The following is a 20,874-nucleotide window of genomic DNA, read 5'->3' on the forward strand; positions in this document are numbered from 1 at the left end:
CCCCCCCCCCCCCCCCCCCCCCCCCCCCCCCCCCCCCCCCCCCCCCCCCCCCCCCCCCCCCCCCCCCCCCCCCCCCCCCCCCCCCCCCCCCCCCCGCCGTCCGGCCGGCCCGGAGCGGCCGCCGGCCCGCGGGCCGCCGAGGGGCCTTTGGCCGACCCGGTCGCGGCGCTCCGGCGCATGTACGTCGACACGAGTCCGTTCAGCGCGGCGCATCTGAGCCTGAACGCGGAGGTGCTGGGCCCCGAACGGATGTTGTTCGGCACCGACTCACCGCCGATGGCCGCGCCGCTGGAGGACTTCGTCCACATGATCGAGAAGCTGCCGGTCGACAAGGCGGCCCAGCAGCTCATCCTCGGCGGCAACGCCGAGGCCCTCTTCGACCTCAGGAGTCGTCCGTGACCACCACGCACGAGGCCGTCACGGCAGCCGAGCGGTGCACCCCGGAGTTCCGGCGCGATCCTCACACGGTCTACGCCCATCTCCGTGACGCGGCGCCCGTCTGCCCCATGAAGCCGCCGCACGGCAACGAGACGTATCTGATCACCCGGTACGAGGACGCGCGGGCCGCCCTGTCGGACCCGCGGCTGAGCAAGGACATGTACGGGGCCATGGACGCGTACCGGAGGATCTTCGGTGACTCGTCCGTCGCGCTGGACGACAACATGCTCAACTCCGACGCGCCCAAGCACACCCGGCTGCGCAGGCTGGTGAACTCCGCGTTCACGCCGCGGCGCGTCGAGGCCCTGCGGCCGCGGATCGAGGAGATCGTGCAGGGCCTGCTCGACGAGTGCCCCACCCGGGAGCCCTTCGACCTGCTGCCCGCGTTCGCGTTCCCGCTGCCGATCACCGTGATCTGCGACCTGCTCGGCGTACCGCCCGGGGACCGGTCGCGGCTGCAGCACCTGTCCACCACCGTGGCCCAGACGGGTTTCGGCGAGGAGTTCAAGCGGGCCCAGCAGAAGGCGGAGGAGGATCTGCACGCGTTCTTCACGGACCTCATCGCCGCCAAGCGCACCCGTCCGGGTGAGGATCTGCTGAGCGCGCTCACCGCGGTCCGGGACAACGACGGCGGGCTCACCGAGAACGAACTCGTCTCCACGGCGTTCCTGCTGATGTTCGCCGGCCACAAGACGACCGCCTATCTCATCGGCAACGCCGTCCACCATCTCCTTTCCCACCCGGCGCAGTTGCGCGCCGTGCGGGAGAACCCGGAGCTGATCCGGGCCGCGGTCGAGGAACTGGTGCGTTACGACGGCTCCGTGGAGAGCGCGACGTTCCGCTACGCGACCGAGGACGTGGAGTACGACGGAACGCGGATCCCGAAGGGCTCCCTGGTGCAGATCGCGCTCAGTTCGGCCAACCGTGATCCGCTGAAGTTCGACGCGCCGGACGAGCTGGACGTGATGCGGCCCGGTAACGCGCAGGACGCCCATCTCGGGTTCGGGCACGGCAGCCACTACTGTCTGGGCGCCCCGTTGGCCCGGATGGAGACGCAGTTGGCCCTCACCCGTCTGTTCGACCGGTTCCCCGGGATGGCCCTGGCCGATCCCGACGCCGGGCCCCGGTGGCTGGAAGTGCCCTTCCCGGCCTTCCGCGGCCTCGCGGAGCTGCCGGTCGTCCTCGACCCCGCCGGCTGACGGCGCTCGACCGTCTGGCGGTCGTTCTCGACCACGCCGGCTGACGGCACTCGGCCTTCCGGCGGTCGTCCTCGATCCCGACGGTGACGGCGATCGGCCGGTGCACACTGCGCCCAGGAGCCCCTGGGCGCAGTGGCCTGCCCGGACATTTCCGGCCGAGCCGAACCCGTTGCGGCGCACTCGTTCGCCGCAGGGCGACCCACGGTCACCGCGCCTATCCCGCCGCCGCCTCGATGCCGTCGAGGAGCACCTCCAGGCCGACCCGGAACGCCTCCCGGGCCTCCCGCTCCATGTACGGCACGTCGCCCTCCGCATCCACCTCGGCGCCGGTGTCGACGGCGAGGGACGCCCCCGACTCCATCGCCGCCAGGGCGGGGAAGCGCTCGGCGAAGTCGGGTGCCACCTCCCTGAGCAGGGCTGAGCGCTCCGCCCACCATTCCTCGTCGGACACCCCGGTCTCGGGCGCCGCCTGCCGGTGCTCCGCTGCGACCCGGGCCATGCCCCGCACGAACTGGAACAGCACGGCGATGACACGGCGGAGCCGCAACGGGTCCAGGCCGGCTCCGTCCAGGATCCGCACCACCGTCTCCAGCTGCGTATATTCGCCCGGTCCGAGCACGGGTCTGGCCTGGGACACCTGAAGCACCCAGGGATGGCGCAGATAGAACGCCCAGGCGTCGCCGGCCCATGCGGTGATCGCCCGGCGCCATCCCGCGCGCGTGTCGTACTCGGTGGGCAGCTCGGCCAGCACCCGGTCGTGCATGAGGTCGACGAGTTCGCTCTTGCTCGGCACATAGGTGTAGAGCGCCATGGCGGTCCGCTTCAGCCGGGCCCCGACCGCCCGCATCGACAGGGCCGCCATTCCCTGTTCGTCGGCCACCGCGACCCCTGCGGCGACGATCGTGTCGACGTCGAGCCCGGGCTTGGGGCCGGGCCCGGTTCTGACGATCCCGGAAACGGCCGTGCGCCACAGCAGGGCCATGGAGCGGCGAGCGTCTCCCTGTCCGGCGAAAACAACCACCCGGTAACTCCTTACTGCATAAAGTAACCTCGCACGAGGTATCTCTTTACGATGTAAAGATATCAGGCGGGCACCGGCCCGCCCCGGGATGCCCGACGCTCGCGGAAGGTTTTCGATGGCAACGCTCCCCGTCTCGCTCATCCAGGTCACCGACGTCACGCGCATCACTCCCCGGATGGCGCGCGTGACCTTCGAGGCCGATCACCTGGACGACTCCGTCGGCCTGAGTCCGGACCAGCAGCTCAAGCTCTGCTTTCCCAGGAAGGGTCAGGCAGTGCCCGTCCTGCCGGAGCAGACCGACGACGCGACGAGCTGGTACCAGGCGTTTCTGGCCGTTCCGGAGGACGAGCGGCCATGGATGCGCAGCTTCACCCTCCGCCGGCGCATCCCCGGAACCAGGACCATCGAGGTGGACTTCGTCCTGCACGGCGACACCGGCCCGGCCACCGGCTGGGCCGGCTCCGCCCGCCCCGGCGACCGGCTCGGCATGGTGGGCCCGTCGGCGGTGTACGCCCGGCCGGTCTCCCTGACCGACGCGATCGCCGACGCCGACTGGCTCCTGCTGGCCGGCGACGAGACGGCGCTGCCCGCCATCGGCACCCTGCTGGAGACCCTGCCGAAGGGGGCCCGCGCGGTGGCATACGTCGAGATCGCCGACGGCGCCGAGCGGCAGGCATTCGAGACGGCGGGCGACGTCACCGTCCACTGGCTGTACCGCGACGGCGCTTCGGCGGGCCGCAGCGACGTACTGACCGACGCCGTCCGCGTGGCCGCGTTCCCGCCGGGACGCCCCTTCGCCTGGCTGGCCGGTGAGTCGGGTGCGGTCCGGGCGCTGCGCCGGCACCTGGTCGACGATCGCGGGGTGGACAAGCGGTCGATCGAGTTCAGCGGTTACTGGCGGTTCGAGCTCACGCAGGACGACGCGCCGACCGCCGAGGACATGGCCGAGGCCCAGGAGCGGCTCGCCGAGTACCGGGCCGCCGCCGGTGACCACTCCTGACGAGCCAGGCGGCGGGGTCCGGGTGCAGGCGGACCGCGCCCGCACCCGGCTCGCGCGGCGGCTCGTGTCCGGCGTCACCGGCCGCCGTCGGTTCAGCGGCTCGCCCGCTGTGCTGCCACGATCGCGTCCATGGTCTTCTCCGCGCCCGCGCGCCGCTGCACCCGTTCGGCGAACCCCGGGAACTGAGAAGCGATCTTGGTCAGGAAGCGCAGTTCGAGCGGGGCGACGTTGATCTCGGCGACATCACGCTCGATCGCCCGCGTCACGCCCTTCACGACCTGCTGCGGAGAGACCGTACGGACGCCACCGGGCGTGCGTGAACCGGTGTTGGCGAACATGCCCAGCTCGCGCACGAAGCCGGGCTGGACGATGGAGACGCCGACGCCGGTGCCGTGCAGGTCCTGACGGAAGGCGAGAGAGAGGCCGCGGAGCCCGAACTTCGTCGCGTTGTACAGGGACGACGACTTGGTGGCGGCCATGCCCGACAGTGAGCCGACGAAGCAGATGTGGCCGCGCCCGCGGGCGACCATGCCGGGGGCCAGCAGCCGCGCGAGCATTGCGGGCGCGCGCAGGTTCACCGCGAGCGCCCGGTCGATCTGCGCCGGCGTGTAGTCGAGCAGGTCGCCGCTGGAGGGCAGGGCAGCGTTGGCGATGAGGACGTCCGCGTCGGCGGCCTCTTCGGCCAGACGCCTGACGTCGTCGTCGGCGGCGAGATCGGCGAGGATCGTCTGCGCACCGTAGCGGTCGGCGAGGGGTTCGAGCGCCTCTTTCCGCCGGCCGCTGAGGATCAGCCGCGTGCCGCGCGCCGACATCTCCGCGGCGATCGCACCCCCGATGCCACCCGTGACTCCGGTGAGCAGAACTGTTGCCCCTGCAATCTGCACGACCCCTCCAGTCTGTTCGTTCGAACGAACAATAGGCAGGGCGGGACCTCCTGTCCACCGGTGAGGAAGGGAAACGTGGTTCCGGCTGCGGGTGCGAGCCGGGCCGGCAGCCGGGGCCGTCGCCCCGCGCGGTCCGGCTCCGGAGACCACTGATGGAACAATGCATGGCATGCCGAACGCCGCTTCCTCCGCCTCGACGCGCCAGCGCATCATCACCGCCGTCCTGCAGATCATCGGCAAGGACGGGGTCGCGGCCGTCACCAACCGGCGGATCGCCCGGGAAGCGGGCGTGTCACTGGGGTCGGTGACGTACCACTTCGAGACGCAGCACGATCTGTTGCGCGAGAGCCTGCTGCACTTCGTACGCGAGGAGGCCCGGCACTTCACCGAGCTGGCCGACCAGTGCCGGACGGACGGCATCGACATCGAGGACGCCGCGTCTCTGGCCGGCCAGGTCGCGTGCGGCACGGCTCTCGACACCGCCCATCTAGCCCCCTTCGAGCTGTACCTCCACGCCGGGCGCGACGAGCGGCTGCGGGAGGCGGCGGCGGAGGCGTTCAGGGCCTACGACCGGCTCGCCGCCCAGATCCTCACCGCACTGGGCGTCCCCGACGGGGAGCGCCTGGCGGCCACCACGGTCGCCGTGGTGATGGGTCTGCAACTGAGGCGTCTGGCCACCGGAAGCCCCGCGGAGGACCTGGTCGACGCCCTTCTCCTGCTCGCGCGAGGAGCTGCCGTCCCACCGGCCGAGGCAGTCCCGTCGCCCGTTGCGGACACGGCCGGCTGAGCACCACCGCGGGACGGCGCTGCGTCAGGCGTTGCGGGGCCCGGCCCCCTCGGTCGGCGTCGGTGCAGCTCCCTGGTCAACACCTGGATCTCCCGGGTGAGTTCCGTGTGCGCAGCGCCGTTCCCCGGTCGTCCGGCTCGACACGGTGGCACCCGTCGGCAGGTGAGCGAGAGGTCAGGGGCGGTCCCTGCATCGACCGCCGCTACCGCCTTCTCCCGGGGGATCCGGTCAGCGCGCAGCGCGCAGCTCGGTGAACAGCTCCGGGCCCGTCCAGGTGCGCGGCATGGACTCGGCCTCGTGCACGAGGCCGACGAGGCGGGCGTTCACGGGAGCGCTGTGCCCGTGGGCGGTGGCCAGGGTGACGATCTCGCCCTGCAGGGAATCGACCTCCGTGGGCCGGCCGCGCTGCAGGTCCTCCCACATCGAGGAGCGGGCGTGGGCGTCGATACGCAGGGATGCCGCCGCCACCCGGCGGAAGACGGCGTCGGGCAGGCTCAGTACGTACGGGGTGACGGCGGGAGCGGTGGGGCCGAGGCGGGCAGGGGCGATCCCGGCGGCGCGGTATGCGGCGAGTGCCTCACGCTGGCACAGAGCGAGGCATCGGCGGTACGCCCGCTGGCCGAGCTGGTCCCGGAGCGGCAGCCCGGAGAGGGCGTTGATCGCGTTGTTCAGGTTCATCAGCAGCTTGGCATGCTGCACCGGGGACATGTCCGTGCGGGCCTCGATGGCCAGGCCCGCCTCGCGCAGGGCGGCGAAGAGCCGGTCGTCGGGCTCGGTCATGAGCCTGCCCGGCATGCCCTGGTGCACGGTGCCGGGTTCGGACTGCACGACGTTGTAGGGCACCATCCCGGCCAGCACCGTGTGTCCGGGGAGCGCGGCGCGCAGGGTCGCGGGGTTGTGCAGCCCGTTCTGGAAGCTGACGACGACGGCGCCGGGTGCCAGATGGGGGGCGAGGTCCTCGGCGGCGGCCTCGGTGCCGGCGCTCTTCACGGTGACCAGCACGTAGTCGGCGCCGGCTGCCGCTTCGGGGCCGGTGGCGAGAGTCAGCCGGTCCGGCGTGAGGTGGACCGGCGGCCGGACCGAGGTGGTCAGGGTGAGTCCCCGCTCGCGCAGCACGTCCATGGCGCCGGACCGGCCGATGAGGGCCACGTCGTACCCGGCGGCGACAAGGTGGCCACCGAGATGACAGCCGATACTTCCGGCGCCGAGGACGGCGAAGCGGGCCTTGGACACGGATGGCTCCTACGCAAGGGCGGGGCAGGGGCAGGGGCACGAGGGTAACCGGACGCCGGCTGCGCGAGGACTGCCGGTACAGGAGTCCGACCGGGTCCGGCGGATCGGCTTCCCTGCCCCGGGGCCCTCACGAGGTACGACGTCCCGACCCGGCTCGCGTACCGCGGCCCGCTAGGCGAAGGTCCAGCGCGTGTGGCTGAACACTCCTCCGTCCCTGCCGAAGCCGTACGCCGTCGCCGGCGCCACGGCGAAGACCACCGCGTCGCCCGTGCGGAAGGCGTCCCCGATGCCGTGGAAGGTGCCTTCGGGCGAGGTGATGTGGTCCCCGTACTGTGTCTCGTAGGCGGCGACGACCTGTTCCAGCGCGGTGGGATCCGTCACTCGCTGCGCGGTGCCCTCGACCACGAGGTCGAGCCCCTCGGTGAGCGAGTTCCGGCCGGTGGTCAGTGCGCAGTGCGCGTCGTGTGCCAGATTCTTCGCCTTCTGCTCCGCGGGCCCGGTGGAGAAGTACAGCACGCCGTCGTGCCATGCGGCGATCACCGGCGTGATGTGCAGCCTGCCGTCGGGCCGCACCGTGGACAGCCAGAAGATCTCGGCGGCCTCCAGCGCCCGTTGGGCCTCCGTCCACTCGGTGGCGGTGACGTCCTTGGACCCGGGGCGGGGGTGGAGTGCGGAGCTGTAGCGGGCGTCCAGCTCCGTCCGGGGTTGCTGTGCGGACATGCGCATGCCTTCCTCGTCTCGTCCATTTCCTGTCCTTCAACGACCCTCAGCCGGGCGAGACGCAGGGCGTGCACCCGTTCGGGTGTCGTCAGCCGCGGTCGCTTGTCCGGGGAAGCCACCGCAACCCCGGCACGGGGCACACCGCGGTGACCGTCCTCGGTGGCTTCGGGGCATCAGCCGAGTGCACCGGCTCTTGTCGACGGTCCCCGAACTCCGGTGACTTCGGGGCGCGAGCCGAGTCCGCCGGGCCGCGTCGACCGTCCTCGGTGGCTTCGGAGCACCAGCCGAGTCCGCCGGCTCTCCCCCTCCCAGCGGCCACCCGGCATCCGGTACGGCCGGAGGGCTCGGGGGCACATATGAGCCGGGCGCCCACCGGCAGGCGCGTGGGCGATCGGCGGACCCCGGGTCCGGACGGTTTCGGGCGGACCTGAGGCGCCGGCCCGGAAGACAGGAGACGATCGACATGAAGGTACGGCCCATCCTGGTCACCGGCGTCGGTGGCACGGTCGGCGGGGTCGGACGCATGGTCCTCGAGCATGTGCGGGCGCACGGTGTGCCGGTGAGGGCCCTGGCGCACCACGATGACGAGCGGGCGTCGGTGCTGCGGGCCCTGGACGGGGTGGAGGTGGTGGTCGGCGACCTCACACGGGGCGCGGACGTGGTGGAGGCGCTGGCAGGCTGCCGCCGGGCCTACTTCGGGATGAGCGTGTCACCGGCGTACCTGGAGGCCGCTACGACGGTCGCGGCGGCCGTCCGGGACAGTGACGGCCTCGATCTGCTGGTGAGCATGTCGCAGATGACCGTGTCCCAGATGAGCCTCACCAGCACCGCCGAATCCCGGCAACAGCGACTGCACTGGCTGGCCGAGCAGGTTCTCGACTGGTCGGGGGCGCCGGTCGTGCATGTGCGGCCCACGGTGTTCATGGAGAATCCGCTCTTCGCCCGGGTCGCCGCGGCCTCCATCCAGCGGGACGGCACGATCCGCCTCCCCTTCGGCTCCGCCCGGACCTCCCCGGTCGCCGCGGCCGACGTGGCGGAGGTGATCGCCCACCTCCTGCTCGCCCCGGCCCCGCCGCCCCGGCGCGTCTACGAACTGACCGGTGCACGCTCCCGCGACATGACGGCCATCGCCGCCGAGCTCTCCACCGCCCTGGGCCGTACCGTGACCTACGTCGACGTGCCGTACGAGGAGTGGCTGGAGGGCGACCTGAAGAAGCAGGACCTGCCGCCGCACACCTTCGAACACATCGCCACGATGGCACGGCTGCACCGCGAACGCCGTTACGACCGCGCAACGAACGACATCGCCGAACTTCTCGGACGTCCCCCTGTGGGGTTCGGCGAGCGGAGGCCGTCCGGAGCGTGAGTGAACCGTGGTGACGACGACGCGGCCGCTCGCTACCGGCCACTGCCCGACTCCCCTGGCCGGCTCCTGGCGTGCCGCATTCCGGCCGGTGTGCCGCGCGAGGTGACCGCCGCCGTCGGCCTTCACGTCCCCGCGTGGGGGCGTCGACGGCGGAGCCGACGTGGTCGCGAGCAGGCGGGCCGTGGACTTCACAGCGGCTTTTCGGCCACGTACACAAGGGCGCCCGTGCGATGGTTCAGGACATCCGCCAGTCGTGATCTTCCCACTCTCCCGAGCCGCTGGTAGCGTCATATGCCACCACTTGACTGAAGTTGTTTTCTGTGTAAGCCGGTGAAGGCGACGCACCGGCGCATGTCCGCGATCGATGTTTCATGACGCGACCGCTGACCACGGGGAGCGAACGGGGGAGGTCCAAGCGGATGTTCACCATGGCCGAGTACCGCCTTCGATGGCGACCTCGGAGGCGGATGCGGACGTTCGACCGGCCTCCGGGTCTCTCGCCGGAGAGCCGTGTGCCGACGAGCCCCGTCTGCGACGCCTGCCGACCACGGGGCCGGCGCCACGGGCGGCCCCGCTCCACCGGTCACTGATCCGGCCCCGCCCCTACGGCGGATCGGCGCATGCACCGATCTCCAGCCGCCGGTCACAGCTGCCACAGGGCGGTTCCCACCACGTTCCCATCGCGATCGCGGCCGGCATGAGGAAGAGGGTTGCCCGATGAACATCCCGTCCGATCACCCGGCAGGCGACGATACCCAGCCGGGTGAGCTGTCACCGGCGGACATGGATCTGTACCGCGAACTCGCCGAGCACGGTCCGCTGCACGCGGAGGAACTCATGGCGCGCGAGAACCGCGAGGTCCTCGCGCGCAGCGTCGCCGCCCTCACCGCGGCCGGTCTGCTCAGACGCGTCGGGGCGGACCGGCTGGCCGTGGCCGACCCCGCGGACGTGTCGAGCCGGTTCCTCAAGCGCTGGGAGGACCGGGTCCAGGCCACCCAGCTGGACCTGCTGCGTGTGCGCGGGCAACTCGCCGAACTGGCGCTGATCCACGCCACGCAGCAACACGGCCGCGGAGGGCCCCACCTGGAACGACTGGCATCGCTGGAGGACGTGACACGGCTGCTCGACCGGCACGCCGGCGAATGCACGCAGGAAGTGCTCGCCGCCCAGCCCGGCGGTCCCCGTCCCGCGGCCCAGTTGCTGGCCGCCCGGGACCGGGACCGGCAACTGCTCGAGCGGGGCGTTCAACTGCGCACCCTGTACCAGCACTCCGCACGCTTCCATCCGCCCACGGTGAAGTACGCGGAGGAGGTCACCAGACTGGGCGCCGAGGTGCGCACGGTCACCGGTGACCTCGCCCGGTTCATCGTCTTCGACCGCAGCGCCCTCTTCCTGCCGTTGCAGGACGCCCCCGGCGGCGCGCTGGTCGTCCGCAGCCCTGATCTCATCGCCTTCACCGTGCAGATCTTCGAGTTGCTGTGGTCGTCGGGCGAACTCATCCACAAGCCCCGCGAGAGGTCTTTCGTCCAGGGCATCGCCGACCAGACGAGACGCTCGATCCTCCAGCATCTGGTCCAGGGCCACGACGACCGGACGACCGCGCGAGCCCTCGGTATATCCGTGCGGACCTGTCAGCGGCACGTCTCGGAGATCATGCAGCGCTTCGGTGCCTCCAGCAGATTCCAGCTGGGCTATCTCATAGGCCGGCACGGTCCGCTGGAGCAGGAGGGCTCGATCTCCGCCCTCTCTCTGAAGAAAGGGTGACGGCGGCGAAATCGGCAACCGGGAAGCCGCTTTGCCGGGGCCGTCACGGCGATTTTCGGCCGAAGCGACACCATCCGCTCCGGCCCCCTACACCCTCGGGTATGTCATGCGGAGCGGAATCGCGCATTCAGGCCACCCGCCGCATATTCCTGTTCCCGCCAGTCATGATCCCGTCGGAGCCTATTCGAAAAAACCGGCGATCCGCTGGGACATAATGCTCGACGGCCGCTTACCGGTCGATCCCGGGAGCGGTGCTCCGTACCGCCACGCCTTCCTGACAGGAGAACGAAGCATGACAGCTCGTCCGGCCAGCATCGGTGCCAGTGCCGGCCTCCTCCTTGCTCTGGCCGTCGGCTGCCTCACCGCATCCACGGTGTCCCCCACGCCGGGGCCGACGGCCGTCGCGGCGACCACGTCGCTGTCCCCGGACGGCGACACGGGCTGGGGCACGGCCCCGGTGGACGACACCGGATGGGGCCGCTCTGCTCCGTGACCGCTGTCCGCCGACCGGCGGGGCCGTCGTGACGGCTGTCCGCCGACCGGCGGGGCCGGCGTGACCGCCGACAGGCGTGACCGCTGTCCGCCGACCCGTACGACCGGCGGACGGCAGTGCCCGTCCTCCCCACTCACCTCACTGCGGCCGCACGGACTCCTGGGCGGCCGCAGTGCTGTCCGCTGCGGCGGCAGCGGGCGGGGGCGCCGGGCGCAGGCCCAGGACGGTCAGGACCAGGCCGAAGGCGACCACCACGGTGGAGAAGACGAAGACGGACGTGAACACATCGCTGCCGCTGATCGTGCGGTGCCCATCGACCAGCACGGCGAACGCGGCGACCCCCAGCGCGCCACCGAACTGACGTGCCGTGGTGTTGAGACCGCTGGCCGTCGCGAATCGGGCGGGCGGCGCGGAGAAGGCGGCCGAGGCCGACGTCCCCATGGTCACCAGCCCCATCCCGATACCGGCCAGCGAGGCCACCGGGAACCACAGCGACCAGAAGGCCGGCCGGTCGCCGAGCGCCAGCACCAGCCAGATGCCGCAGACGAGGAAGACCGCCATGCCGGCGACGGCGGCGGTGCGCGGCCCACCGAGCCGGGGCGCGAGACGGCTCATCCCGAGCGCCGCGACGGACGCCGTGACCGCACCGGGCGTCATGGCGAGTCCGGCCTCCAGCTCGCTGTAGTGCCAGACATCGGTCAGACACAGCACGCTGGCCAGCAGCCAGGGGTACTGCGCCATGCCGTAGAGCAGTGAGACGACGTTGGTGACCGCGAAAGGCCGGTGGCCCAGCAGCGACATCTCCACCGCAGGCGCCGGATGCCGCAGCGAGCGGGGCACCAGCACGCCCATGGCCAGCACGCCCGCCGCGAAGACCGCGAGCGTCCGCGGGTCGAGCCAGCCCCAGTCCGGACCCTCCGTGATGCCGAGGGTCAGGGCACCGACGCCGAGCGTCAGGCACACGGTGCCGAGGGGATCGGGGAAGCGGCGGGCGGCCGAGACCGGCGCGGGCGCCGGCAGCCGGGTGAGCGCGGCCGCGGTGAGCAGGACGCCGAACGGCAGGTTGATGTAGAAGACCGCACGCCAGCCGAGGCTGTCGACCAGCAGACCGCCCACGCTGGGGCCGACCGCCGCGGCGAAGGCGGACGCCGCGCTCCACACGCCGATCGACCTGACGCGGTGCTCGGCGGGGCCGTCGAGCAGCAGGATGGCGAGCGAGGCCGGGATCATCGCGGCGGCCCCGGCGCCCTGCAGCATGCGCATGGCGACCAGCGCGGGCAGGTTGGGGGCGAGCGCGCACAGCAGCGAGGCCAGGGTGAAGGTGACGATGCCGCCGACGAAGAGCCGGCGGCGCCCCAGGACGTCGGCGAGCAGGCCGGCCGAGGCGAGCAGGGCGGCGAAGACCACGGCGTACCCGCTGATGACCCAGGACAGCGCGGACAGGGAGGCGTCCGCGAAGTCCCGCTGAAGATCGGGAACGGCCAGGTTGGTCACGGTGGAGTCGAGCATCGCGAGGAACGTGCCGCCTGACGCCGTGAGCGTCAGGGCGCGTAAGGCACGCGGCGCGGGAGCCGGAGCGGCCTGCTTCACTGGTGAGCACTCCTTGAGTGGTCTGGTGCGGTGCGGTCACGCCTCCCCGGACGCCAGCCGGATGGTCCGCTCGACCTGCGCGACACGCTCCTTGTCGAAGGCTTCCGCGATGTTCTCGTCCTGCTTGGCCAGCGTGTCGATGTCCTGCTGCTCGAAGCCGATGATTCCCATGCCGGCGAACGTTTCCCTCATACGGGGGCCGAAAAGGCCGATGTCCTTGAGCGTAGGCACGATCCGCGAGAACAGATAGGTCTGGAACATGCGGTAGTGCTCGGATGATCGCATATGGCTGATGCATTCGTCAGCGTCGACGTCGAGATTCCGCCAGACTTCCTCGCCCAGGAAGCGCTGTTGCATCAGATGGCAGGCTTCCGCACAGAACTCCTCACGCTCGTTCCGCTCCGTTTCGGTCAGTTCGGGATAGAAATCACGCAATGCCAGCCTGCCGAAGGCGACATGCCGCGCTTCGTCCTGCATCACATATGCATTGAGCGCCTTGGCCAAGGGCTCACTGGCGTGGTCCCGGATCAGACTGAAGGCGGCAAGAGCCAGTCCCTCGATCAGCACCTGCATGCCGAGATACGTCATGTCCCACCGGGCGTCCCCGATCACGTCGTTGAGCAGCGCCTTGAGCCCCGGATTGATGGGATAGGCCAGTTGCAGCTTCTCCCGCAGGTACCGCGAATACACCTCGACGTGCCGGGCCTCGTCCATCACCTGGGTCGCCGCATAGAACTTGGCGTCGAGGTCGGGGACCGTGTGCACGATCTTGGACGAGCAGATGAGCGCACCCTGCTCACCGTGCAGGAACTGGGAGAACTGCCAGGCCGCCAGGTGGTGGCGGACCGTGCCGCGCTCCTTGGCGCCGAGCCGCTCCCACACCCGGGTCCCGTAGATCGCGATCGTCTCCTCGGGCACCCCCATCGGGTCGTCCAGGTCGATCTCGGTGGACCAGTCGATCCGCTCGTTGGCGTCCCACTGCTTCTGCTTGCCCTTCTCGTACAGGCCGAGCAGCCGGTCACGCCCCTCGTCGTACTCCCAGTCGAACACCGTGGTGGAGCCGTCGGGGACCTGCCACCGGGTCTGTTCGACGGGCAGCGCGTAGATGCGAGTGCTCACGAGAATCCCTTCTCCTGGGGTGACCGCCTCGTCAGTCTGGACGAGCGGCGCCCCCGGATGCAGTGGGGATATCCCTGGGTCTTCCCCGGCCTGCCGTCGGACAGTTCCAGGGGCATCTTCGCGTTTCCGCCTGTCGTGATGACGTCGATCTCCGCCCGGCCACCGTGGCGGGTGCCGTCGGCTAGGGTGACGTCCCTGTGAACGAGCCGACGACCCCAACCACTTGACGGCCAGCAGTCTTTCCACTTGCCACGGGGGCTCGATGACACGTATCAGCCATGACCCGCATCAGCTGAGAGGGACATCGGTGGATCATGCTGTCCACAGCGTTCAGGATTTCACAGCGGGAAACCGGGGATTGGCCGGCCGCAGAGCGACACTGGAATCCCTGGAGAACTCCCTGACCCAGTTACAGGCCACCGGCACCCCCCGCGTGGTCCTGGTGACCGGCGACCCCGGCGTGGGCAAGACGGCGCTCCTGGGAGAATTCGCGGACATGGCACGCTCCCGGGACGCCGTGGTGGCCACCGGGCGGGCCGGTGCGTCACTGGGCACTTCCCTGGGCTCGTTCGCCGATGCCTTCGACGAACAGCGGGAACTGGTGCGCACCGTGCTGGCCGACTGGCCGCGGGAACGCCGCGAGCAGATGACCCGCATCCTCCGCGGCGAGCACGCGCGCCGTGACGTGGCCGCGGCCGAGGGTCAGCAGGGGCGCAGAGTGGTCCACGAACTCGTCGAGGCTCTCGCCAGGCCCAGCCTCGTCCTGATCCTCGACGACCTCCACCTGGCCGACCCGGACTCCCTCGATCTGCTCGCCGGGCTGCTGCGCCGGCCGCCCAGGGCCCGGTTCCTGGCCGTGCTCGGCTACCGCGACCGACAGGTGCCGGAGCGGCTGCGCACGGCTGTCCACGGCCGGTCCGAGCGGATCACACTCGACCATCTCCCGCTGGCGCCGCTGTCCGAGCAGGAGGTCGGCCTGCTGCTCGACGGCACCACCGCCCTGTGCCGACAGGAGCTGTACCGTCGCAGCGGTGGCAACCCCGGCTACCTGCGCATGCTCCTCACCGAGCGCTCCCCCGAGGCGCGCGCCGGCATCCTCGACGAACTGGTCCCGCTGGCGCCGCCGGTACGCCGTACCGTGCAGGCGGCGGCGATCATCGGCTGCGAGTTCGACGCGGAACTGCTGACGCGGCTGCTGGAGGAACCCGAGGCGGCCGTGCTGGCCGCGCTCGGTGAACTGGTCGACCGCGACATCGTCCGGACGGTGGCCGCGGGCCATCACTTCGTCTTCCGTCATCCGGTGGTGCACCGCGCGATCTACGACGCCGGCGATCTGGCCTGGCGGGTCGAGATGCACGCGCGGGCCGAGGAGGCGCTGCGCACCCGCGGCGCGTCGGCGATCGAGCGGGCCCCGCACGTGGAGAAGTGCATCAGGTTCGCGGAGTCGGATGCGGTCGACCTGCTGTGCACGGCCGCCCGCTCGGTGGCGGCCACCGAACCGGCCCGCGCCGCCGCCTGGTTCCGCACCGCCCTGCGGGTGCTGCCGCGCGGTGCCGGCCTCTCGGTGCCCAGGGCCCGGCTGCAGACGGAGCTGGCCCGTGCCCTGGCGGACCGCGGCCGTCTGCGCGAGGCAAGGGAACTCGTCCACAAGGCGCTGCACGTGCTGCCGCGGGAACCGGCCGCCGGCCATGCCGAGGCGGTCGTGCTCGCCGCCACCGTGCAGCGGATGCTCGGCGCCCGCGAGGAGACCGAGGTGATGCTGCGCAGGGAGCTCGAGGATCTGTCGCCACACGACGAGGTGGTCGCCGCCGCCCTCAAGTGCCAGCTGGCGGCCGGCCGGCTCTACACCGCCTGCCGTGACGGAAGCGCCGTCCGGTGGACCGAGGAGGCTCTGGAGGTCGCCCGCCGCACCGACCGGCGCGCGTTACAGGCCTCCTGCCTCAGCCTGCTCGCCCTGATCGAGGCGGCCGAAGGCGACGGGCGGGCCGGGACCGGACGGCGCGCCGAGGCAGCCAGGATCCTGGACGGCATGCTCGACGACGAGCTGGCCGGCAGCCTGGACGCCGCCCTGTGGATCGGCTGGAGCGAAATCCTCGGCTGCGCCTGGGACGACGCCCTGCGCCACTTCCGCAAAGCCGTCGACTTCGCCACCCGCACCGGTCACCTGCTCCGTCTGCCGCATCTGCTGGTGGGCCAGTCCTACGCCCTGCTCGCCCGGGGTGAGCTGGCCGAGGCCCAGACAGCCGCCGAGCACGCGGTCCACCTGACCGCGGACGCGGAGTGCCTGGAGGGTGTGATCAACGCCCACGCCATGCAGGCCCTCGTCGACGTCGCCCGGGGGCGCACGGACCGCGCCCTCGAAGCCGCGCTCGCCGCAACCGTCCATCCCCGCCACTCGGCGAGCAACTGGAAGGAGGCGATGGCCCTGCGCATCCTGGCCGAGGCGCGGCTGGCGAGCGGCGATCACGAGGGGTGCCTGGCCGTGGTCTCCGAGGCCGGCGGCCCGGACCTGCCGACGGCGGACGCCGGCTCCCGTCCGGTCTGGTACGAGATGCTCACCCGTGCCGAGCTGTCCGCCGAGCGGTACGGCCGTGCGGCGCACTGGGCCGCACGAGCCGCCTCCGCCGACCCGTCCGGGGCCATGGCCGAGCTGGCCCGGGCGCAGGTGCTCGTGCACACCGACCCCGGGCAGGCGTTCGGTCCCGCCGAGCGTGCCGTGGCGGGGCTGGAGTCCTCGGGCCGGGTGCTCGACGCGCTGCGGGCGCGGATCGTGCTGGGAGTCGCGCTGTGGCACCAGGACCGTTTCGACGATGCGGCGCGGGAGCTGAAGGCCGCGGGGTCGGCTCTCGACCAGTGCGGCGCCGTGCTGCTGGCCCGGACGGCCCGTCAGGAACGGCGCAGGCTCGCGGCGCGGGCGCCGCGGACCAGGGGCCTGATCGGTGGCTCGGAAATCCTGCCGGCCCTGACCAGCCGGGAACGGCAGATCGCGGATCTCGTCGGTGAGGGGCTGACCAACCGGCTGATCGCCAGGCGGCTGCACATCGCGGAGAAGACGGTCGAGATGCATCTGTCGCGCGTCTTCGCGAAGCTCGGCGTGTCCAACCGGGCCGCGGTGGCGGCCGTGATCACCCGGGAGCCGCCCGGGTGGGCGACGCCACGGCCGGCGTGAGATCCGTCCGGCCGGCGCCTGCGACACCGCCCGGCCGGACGCCCGGGCTCGTTCCCTCCCGCAGCGAAGCCCTCCCGGCTCCCGGCCGGCCCCAGCCGGATGCCGGCGGGTCTTGGGAGTGAGGTGCCTTCACCGCTCCGGCCGGGTCCGACGGGATGCCGGCGAATCCTGTGGAGCGGGGGCCGGTCTCAGCAGGACGTCGGCGGGTCCTGCGAAGTGGGGACTTCACCGCTCCGGGTCGGGGCCCAGCGGGATGCCGGCGATGGCGCTGACGAAGCGGGCCAGCGCCCCGGCGATGGAATCGGCCGGGGTTTCCTCCCCGCGGGCCTGCTCCTCAAGGTCGTGCTCGGTCTCCATGGACGGCAGGACCCACTTCGGTACGATCACGCGTGCCGCCTTCCTCGTCACAGGGGAATGTTGCTGTGCTTCTTCGGCAGAGCGGCGACCCTCTTCGTGCACAGCGAGGCGAGCGCCCGGGCGACCGAGATCCGGGTGTCGGCCGGTGCCACCACGTCGTCGATGCAACCGCGCTCGGCCGCCACGTACGGGCTGATCAGCTGCTCCTCGTACGTCTCGGTCAGCCGGGCCTCCAGCTCCGCGGGGTCGTCGGCGGCCGTCAGGTCGCGGTGGAACAGCATGTCCACGCCTCCCCGCGCCCCCATGACGCCGATCTCGGCGGTCGGCCAGGCGAAGCAGATGTCGGCGCCGAGTTCCTTGGAACCCATGGAGGCGTAACCGCCGCCGTACGCACGCCGGGTGATGACCGTGACCTTGGGAACGGTGGACTCGATGTAGGCGAAGCCGAGCTTGGCTCCGCGACGGATGATGCCGCCGTGCTCCTGCACCATGCCGGGCAGGAAGCCGGGCACGTCGACGAAGGTGAGCAGGGGCAGGTTGAAGGCGTCGCAGAACCGCACGAACCTGGCGGCCTTCTCGGACGCGTCGATGTCCAGCGAACCGGCCAGGTGCAGCGGCTGGTTGGCCACGACACCGACGGTGGCCCCCTCCACCCGGGCGAAGCCGCAGATGATGTTGCGGGCGAAGTCCTGCTGGATCTCCAGCAGATCACCGTCGTCGACCACCGTCTCTATGGCGGTGTGCATGTCGTATGGCGCCTCGGCGCTGTCCGGGATCAGCCTGTCCAGCGCCCGGTCGCGTTCGGTCCGCCCGCCGCCGGCCGGTGCCAGGTAGGTCGGCGGTTCGGTGGCGTTGTTGGCCGGCAGGAAGGACAGGAGGTCCTTGACGAAGGCGATCGCCTCCTCCTCCCCGTCGGCGTGGTAGTGGGCGCTGCCGGTGCGGCGGGCATGCACCTCGGCGCCGCCCAGCTCCTCCAGTCCCACGCTCTCGCCGGTCACCGCCCTGATGACGTCCGGACCGGTGACGAACATGTGCGAGGTCCGCTCCACCATGACGACGAAGTCCGTGGCGGCCGGCGTGTAGACGGCGCCCCCGGCGCACATGCCCATGATCAGGGAGATCTGGGGGATCATGCCCGACGCCTCGACCGTACGACGGGCCACCTGCCCGTACGCGGACAGCGCGAGCACGCCCTCCTGCAGCCGGGCCCCGCTGGAGTCGTTGATGCCGATGACGGGGCATCCGGTGCTCATGGCGAGGTCGAGCAGCTTGCCCACCTTGATCCCGAAAACCTCGCCGACGCTGCCGTTGAACGACGTGGCGTCCTGGGCGTAGACGCACACCTGACGGCCGTCCACGGTGCCGACGCCGGTGATCACACCGTCGCCGTACGGCCGTTGGGCGTCGATACCGAAGGCGGTCGAGCGGTGCCGGGCCAGAGCGTCGGTCTCCATGAACGAGCCCTCGTCCAGCAGCAGCGCGATGCGTTCCCGTGCGGTCAGGCGGCCGAGGATGCGTTGCCGCTGGGCGGCCCGCGGCGAACCGGGGCGGCGCGCCCGGCTCTTGCGTCGCTCCAGCTCGGCGATCCGCTCCGCGGTGGTCCTGCGGGTGAGTGTGACGCCGGCGGCGGAGCCGGTGTCCTCCGTGGATTTCATCGGACTCCTTGTGCGGCGGCGCCGTGGCGGGTGCCGAAGGCGTGGGCGAACTCGGTGGTCATGCGCCCGACGGTGGACAGCTGCTCCTGGATGCGCGCACTGCGCCCGCTCTCCGCGGTCAGCGCCACGCCGAGCGGTACCGGCCAGGCGCGCAGGGCGTGCACGATGGAGCGGAGCGCAGCCATCGTGGTGCCCCCGGACTGCGAGCCGTCGCAGCTGACCACACAGCCCACGGCCCTGCCGTGCAGGTAGGGCCGGTGGTCGTCGCGCAGGTCCTCCAGGAAGTCGAGGGCGTTCTTCAGCAGTGCGGCGACCCCTCCGTGGTAGCTGGGAGTGGCCAGGACGACGCCGTCCGCCCGGGCCAGCAGGGCCAGCATGTGCCGGACGGCGGGGGCGCGTTCGCGGTGGTGCGGCAGGAAGAGCGGAAGCGTCCCGAGGAAGGCGCCGTCGAACTTCACCGTGCGGGCGCCGGACTCCTCGGCGCCCCGCAGGGCCAGGGTCAGCGCCCAGTCGGTGGTGGAGTCGGCCCGGCCGGTGCCGCCCACCCCCACCACCAGGGGCCCGTCGCCCCCGGCGGTCGTCCCGATGCCGTTCACCGGCCGGCGGTGCGCAGACTCAGTGGCCGCATGTCGGTCCACACCCGCTCGATGTGCTCCAGGCACTCGGCCCGGCGACCGGAGAACCCTTCCCGGCTCCAGCCCCCGGGGACCGGCAGGCCGGCGTCCCAGACGGCGTACTGCTCCTCGTCGTTGACGACCACCGCGTACTGGGCGGTGTCGGTGTGCTCGGTGTGCTCGGCGTTCATGTCCCTCTCCCTGGGCTGGTCCTGGTGACGGGTCCTGGCTACTTCCGGGTGTCCTTGACGATCCGGCCGCCCTTGACCACCAGCACCACGCGGTCGGGATCGTCGAAGAGTTCCGGCTCGGCGAGCGGGTCGAAGTCCACCGCGATCAGGTCGGCGAGCTTGCCGGTCTCGATGGAACCGATCCGGTCCGCGACGCGCATGATGCGGGCGTTGACCGAGGTGGCGGACATGATGGCCTCGCGCGCCCCGAGGATGCGCGCTTTGAGGGCGATCTCCAGCCCGCGCCGGTTCTGGTTCGGCCCTATGAGGTCGGAGCCCGACCCGATGGGCACGCCCGCGGCGCGCGCGGCGAGCAGACCGTCGGTCATGCCCTGGCGGGTGTCGCCGACCCGGCAGCGGATCTGCTCCGGCAGCCCGTGCTGGTCGAAGTTCTCCTCCAGCACCTTGGCGATGGCCAGGGTCGGCACCAGGCTCACACCGCGCTCGGCCATCATCGCCGCCGTCGCCTCGTCGATCCCGGTGCCGTGCTCGACGCACTCGACCCCCGCGCCGACGGCGTTGCGGACCCCGGCGACGTTGTGGGCGTGCACCGTGACGTAGGTGTGACGGGCGTGCGCCTCGGCGACCGCGGCGGCGATCTCCTCGACCGTGAACTGCGTGTCGTCCAACGAGTCCGAGAGGGAGACCACTCCTCCCGTGACGGCCATCTTGAGGAAGGACGCCCCCTGCCGGAAGCACTCCCTGGCGGCCTTGCGCACCTCGTCGCAGCCGTCGGAGATGCGGCCCACGGCGGTGAGCCCGCGGACCCGGAAGTGGAAGGTGGCGTCCGGCGGCAGGAAGGGCGATCCCAGGTGCCCGTGACCGCCCCCCTGGACCAGCGGGGACGCCGAGGCCCAGATGCGCGGCCCCGGCACCAGGCCCCGGCCGACGGTGCGCAGGACGCCGTGGTCGATGCCGCCGCAGTCGCGCACCGCGGTGAAACCGGCGTCCAGGGTCTGGCGCAGGGTGCGAAAAATGTCGGCGGCCCGTTCGGCGACGGACAGCTCCATGTTGAGCACCGCCCGGGTCTCGCTGGAGTGCCCGATGTGCACGTGCGCGTCGATGAGGCCGGGCAGCAGGGTCAGTCCGCCCAGGTCGATCACGTCGGCGTCACCGACCGGCCCGCGGTCGTCGACCGCGCCGATCCGGTCGTCCTCGATCCGGACCGCGCCGCCCCGGACGGGGTCGTTGCCCAGTCCGTCGAGGACGGTGGCTCCGGTCAGCAGCAGTGTCAT

The 20,874-nt window shown here is 71.6% G+C and carries 19 protein-coding genes; 8 read left to right on the plus strand and 11 right to left on the minus strand.

From position 1 onward, the window contains the following. The first annotated feature begins 177 nt into the window (after positions 1 to 177). Together ACZ4SF_RS26095 and ACZ4SF_RS26100 are read left to right on the plus strand one after the other, a co-directional pair. Positions 178 to 399, plus strand: coding sequence for an amidohydrolase family protein (locus ACZ4SF_RS26095; protein ID WP_468388618.1), 222 nt, complete (start codon positions 178 to 180; stop codon positions 397 to 399). Further along, positions 396 to 1,637: a cytochrome P450 family protein gene (locus tag ACZ4SF_RS26100; RefSeq protein ID WP_468388620.1), complete on the plus strand. Its 1,242-nt coding sequence runs from the start codon at positions 396 to 398 to the stop codon at positions 1,635 to 1,637. Before ACZ4SF_RS26095 ends, ACZ4SF_RS26100 begins: the two co-directional genes overlap by 4 nt. Before the next feature lie 214 nt (positions 1,638 to 1,851). Here ACZ4SF_RS26100 and ACZ4SF_RS26105 read toward each other — a convergent pair whose 3' ends face one another. Then, positions 1,852 to 2,658: a TetR/AcrR family transcriptional regulator C-terminal domain-containing protein gene (locus tag ACZ4SF_RS26105; RefSeq protein ID WP_468388622.1), complete on the minus strand. Its 807-nt coding sequence runs from the start codon at positions 2,656 to 2,658 to the stop codon at positions 1,852 to 1,854. A 115-nt stretch (positions 2,659 to 2,773) separates the two neighbouring features. Between ACZ4SF_RS26105 and ACZ4SF_RS26110 the strand changes: the two genes are divergently transcribed. Continuing rightward, positions 2,774 to 3,658 (plus strand): siderophore-interacting protein, encoded by an 885-nt coding sequence (locus tag ACZ4SF_RS26110; protein ID WP_468388624.1) that lies wholly within the window; start codon positions 2,774 to 2,776, stop codon positions 3,656 to 3,658. A gap of 92 nt (positions 3,659 to 3,750) precedes the next feature. On the opposite strand, the gene ACZ4SF_RS26115 is transcribed toward ACZ4SF_RS26110, so the two are convergent. Then, complete coding sequence (locus ACZ4SF_RS26115) at positions 3,751 to 4,542, minus strand: SDR family NAD(P)-dependent oxidoreductase (RefSeq protein ID WP_468388626.1); 792 nt, start codon at positions 4,540 to 4,542, stop codon at positions 3,751 to 3,753. 169 nt (positions 4,543 to 4,711) lie between these two features. On the opposite strand from ACZ4SF_RS26115, the gene ACZ4SF_RS26120 reads away from it, so the two are divergent. Further along, positions 4,712 to 5,329: a TetR/AcrR family transcriptional regulator gene (locus ACZ4SF_RS26120; RefSeq protein WP_468388628.1), complete on the plus strand. Its 618-nt coding sequence runs from the start codon at positions 4,712 to 4,714 to the stop codon at positions 5,327 to 5,329. A gap of 228 nt (positions 5,330 to 5,557) precedes the next feature. Here ACZ4SF_RS26120 and ACZ4SF_RS26125 read toward each other — a convergent pair whose 3' ends face one another. Beyond that, positions 5,558 to 6,562 carry a 2-dehydropantoate 2-reductase gene (locus tag ACZ4SF_RS26125; protein WP_468388630.1) on the minus strand — a complete coding sequence of 335 codons (1,005 nt, stop codon included), beginning with the start codon at positions 6,560 to 6,562 and terminating at the stop codon, positions 5,558 to 5,560. Positions 6,563 to 6,733: 171 nt separating this feature from the next. Then, entirely contained in the window at positions 6,734 to 7,282 is a 549-nt protein-coding gene (locus ACZ4SF_RS26130; protein ID WP_468388633.1) for a pyridoxamine 5'-phosphate oxidase family protein, read from the minus strand. Positions 7,283 to 7,745: 463 nt separating this feature from the next. On the opposite strand from ACZ4SF_RS26130, the gene ACZ4SF_RS26135 reads away from it, so the two are divergent. The 3 genes from ACZ4SF_RS26135 (at position 7,746) to ACZ4SF_RS26145 (ending at position 10,905) form a co-directional block, all read left to right on the plus strand. Next, positions 7,746 to 8,648 (plus strand): NAD(P)H-binding protein, encoded by a 903-nt coding sequence (locus ACZ4SF_RS26135; protein ID WP_468388635.1) that lies wholly within the window; start codon positions 7,746 to 7,748, stop codon positions 8,646 to 8,648. Between the two features lie 717 nt (positions 8,649 to 9,365). After that, positions 9,366 to 10,412 carry a helix-turn-helix transcriptional regulator gene (locus ACZ4SF_RS26140; RefSeq protein WP_468388637.1) on the plus strand — a complete coding sequence of 349 codons (1,047 nt, stop codon included), beginning with the start codon at positions 9,366 to 9,368 and terminating at the stop codon, positions 10,410 to 10,412. Between the two features lie 292 nt (positions 10,413 to 10,704). Further along, the gene (locus ACZ4SF_RS26145; protein ID WP_468388639.1) at positions 10,705 to 10,905 is read left to right on the plus strand and encodes a hypothetical protein; all 201 of its coding nucleotides are present in this window, start codon (positions 10,705 to 10,707) and stop codon (positions 10,903 to 10,905) included. A gap of 138 nt (positions 10,906 to 11,043) precedes the next feature. On the opposite strand, the gene ACZ4SF_RS26150 is transcribed toward ACZ4SF_RS26145, so the two are convergent. Both ACZ4SF_RS26150 and ACZ4SF_RS26155 read right to left on the minus strand, forming a co-directional pair. Continuing rightward, the gene (locus ACZ4SF_RS26150; protein ID WP_468388641.1) at positions 11,044 to 12,495 is read right to left on the minus strand and encodes a DHA2 family efflux MFS transporter permease subunit; all 1,452 of its coding nucleotides are present in this window, start codon (positions 12,493 to 12,495) and stop codon (positions 11,044 to 11,046) included. A gap of 36 nt (positions 12,496 to 12,531) precedes the next feature. Beyond that, positions 12,532 to 13,614 (minus strand): ferritin-like domain-containing protein, encoded by a 1,083-nt coding sequence (locus ACZ4SF_RS26155; protein ID WP_468388643.1) that lies wholly within the window; start codon positions 13,612 to 13,614, stop codon positions 12,532 to 12,534. Between the two features lie 358 nt (positions 13,615 to 13,972). Here ACZ4SF_RS26155 and ACZ4SF_RS26160 point away from each other — a divergent pair, with 358 nt between their 5' ends. Continuing rightward, a complete protein-coding gene (locus ACZ4SF_RS26160; protein ID WP_468388645.1) occupies positions 13,973 to 16,783 on the plus strand; it encodes an AAA family ATPase in 2,811 nt (936 codons plus the stop codon). Positions 16,784 to 17,008: 225 nt separating this feature from the next. Here the strand turns inward: ACZ4SF_RS26160 and ACZ4SF_RS26165 are convergent, their stop codons facing one another. Genes ACZ4SF_RS26165 through ACZ4SF_RS26185 form a run of 5 tightly spaced genes read right to left on the minus strand, consistent with a single transcriptional unit; the run spans position 17,009 to position 20,874 of the window. Continuing rightward, positions 17,009 to 17,170, minus strand: coding sequence for a hypothetical protein (locus tag ACZ4SF_RS26165; RefSeq protein WP_468388647.1), 162 nt, complete (start codon positions 17,168 to 17,170; stop codon positions 17,009 to 17,011). Positions 17,171 to 17,187: 17 nt separating this feature from the next. Then, positions 17,188 to 18,795, minus strand: a complete 1,608-nt coding sequence (locus ACZ4SF_RS26170; RefSeq protein ID WP_468388649.1) for an acyl-CoA carboxylase subunit beta — start codon at positions 18,793 to 18,795, stop codon at positions 17,188 to 17,190. Next, positions 18,792 to 19,391, minus strand: coding sequence for an NADPH-dependent FMN reductase (locus ACZ4SF_RS26175; protein WP_468388651.1), 600 nt, complete (start codon positions 19,389 to 19,391; stop codon positions 18,792 to 18,794). Before ACZ4SF_RS26175 ends, ACZ4SF_RS26170 begins: the two co-directional genes overlap by 4 nt. Next, entirely contained in the window at positions 19,388 to 19,600 is a 213-nt protein-coding gene (locus ACZ4SF_RS26180) for an MbtH family protein (protein ID WP_468388653.1), read from the minus strand. The genes ACZ4SF_RS26175 and ACZ4SF_RS26180 overlap by 4 nt, the downstream gene beginning before the upstream one ends. 38 nt (positions 19,601 to 19,638) lie before the next feature. Beyond that, positions 19,639 to 20,874, minus strand: a complete 1,236-nt coding sequence (locus ACZ4SF_RS26185) for a metal-dependent hydrolase family protein (RefSeq protein WP_468388655.1) — start codon at positions 20,872 to 20,874, stop codon at positions 19,639 to 19,641.

The organism is Streptomyces sp. NPDC027663, assembly GCF_055566415.1.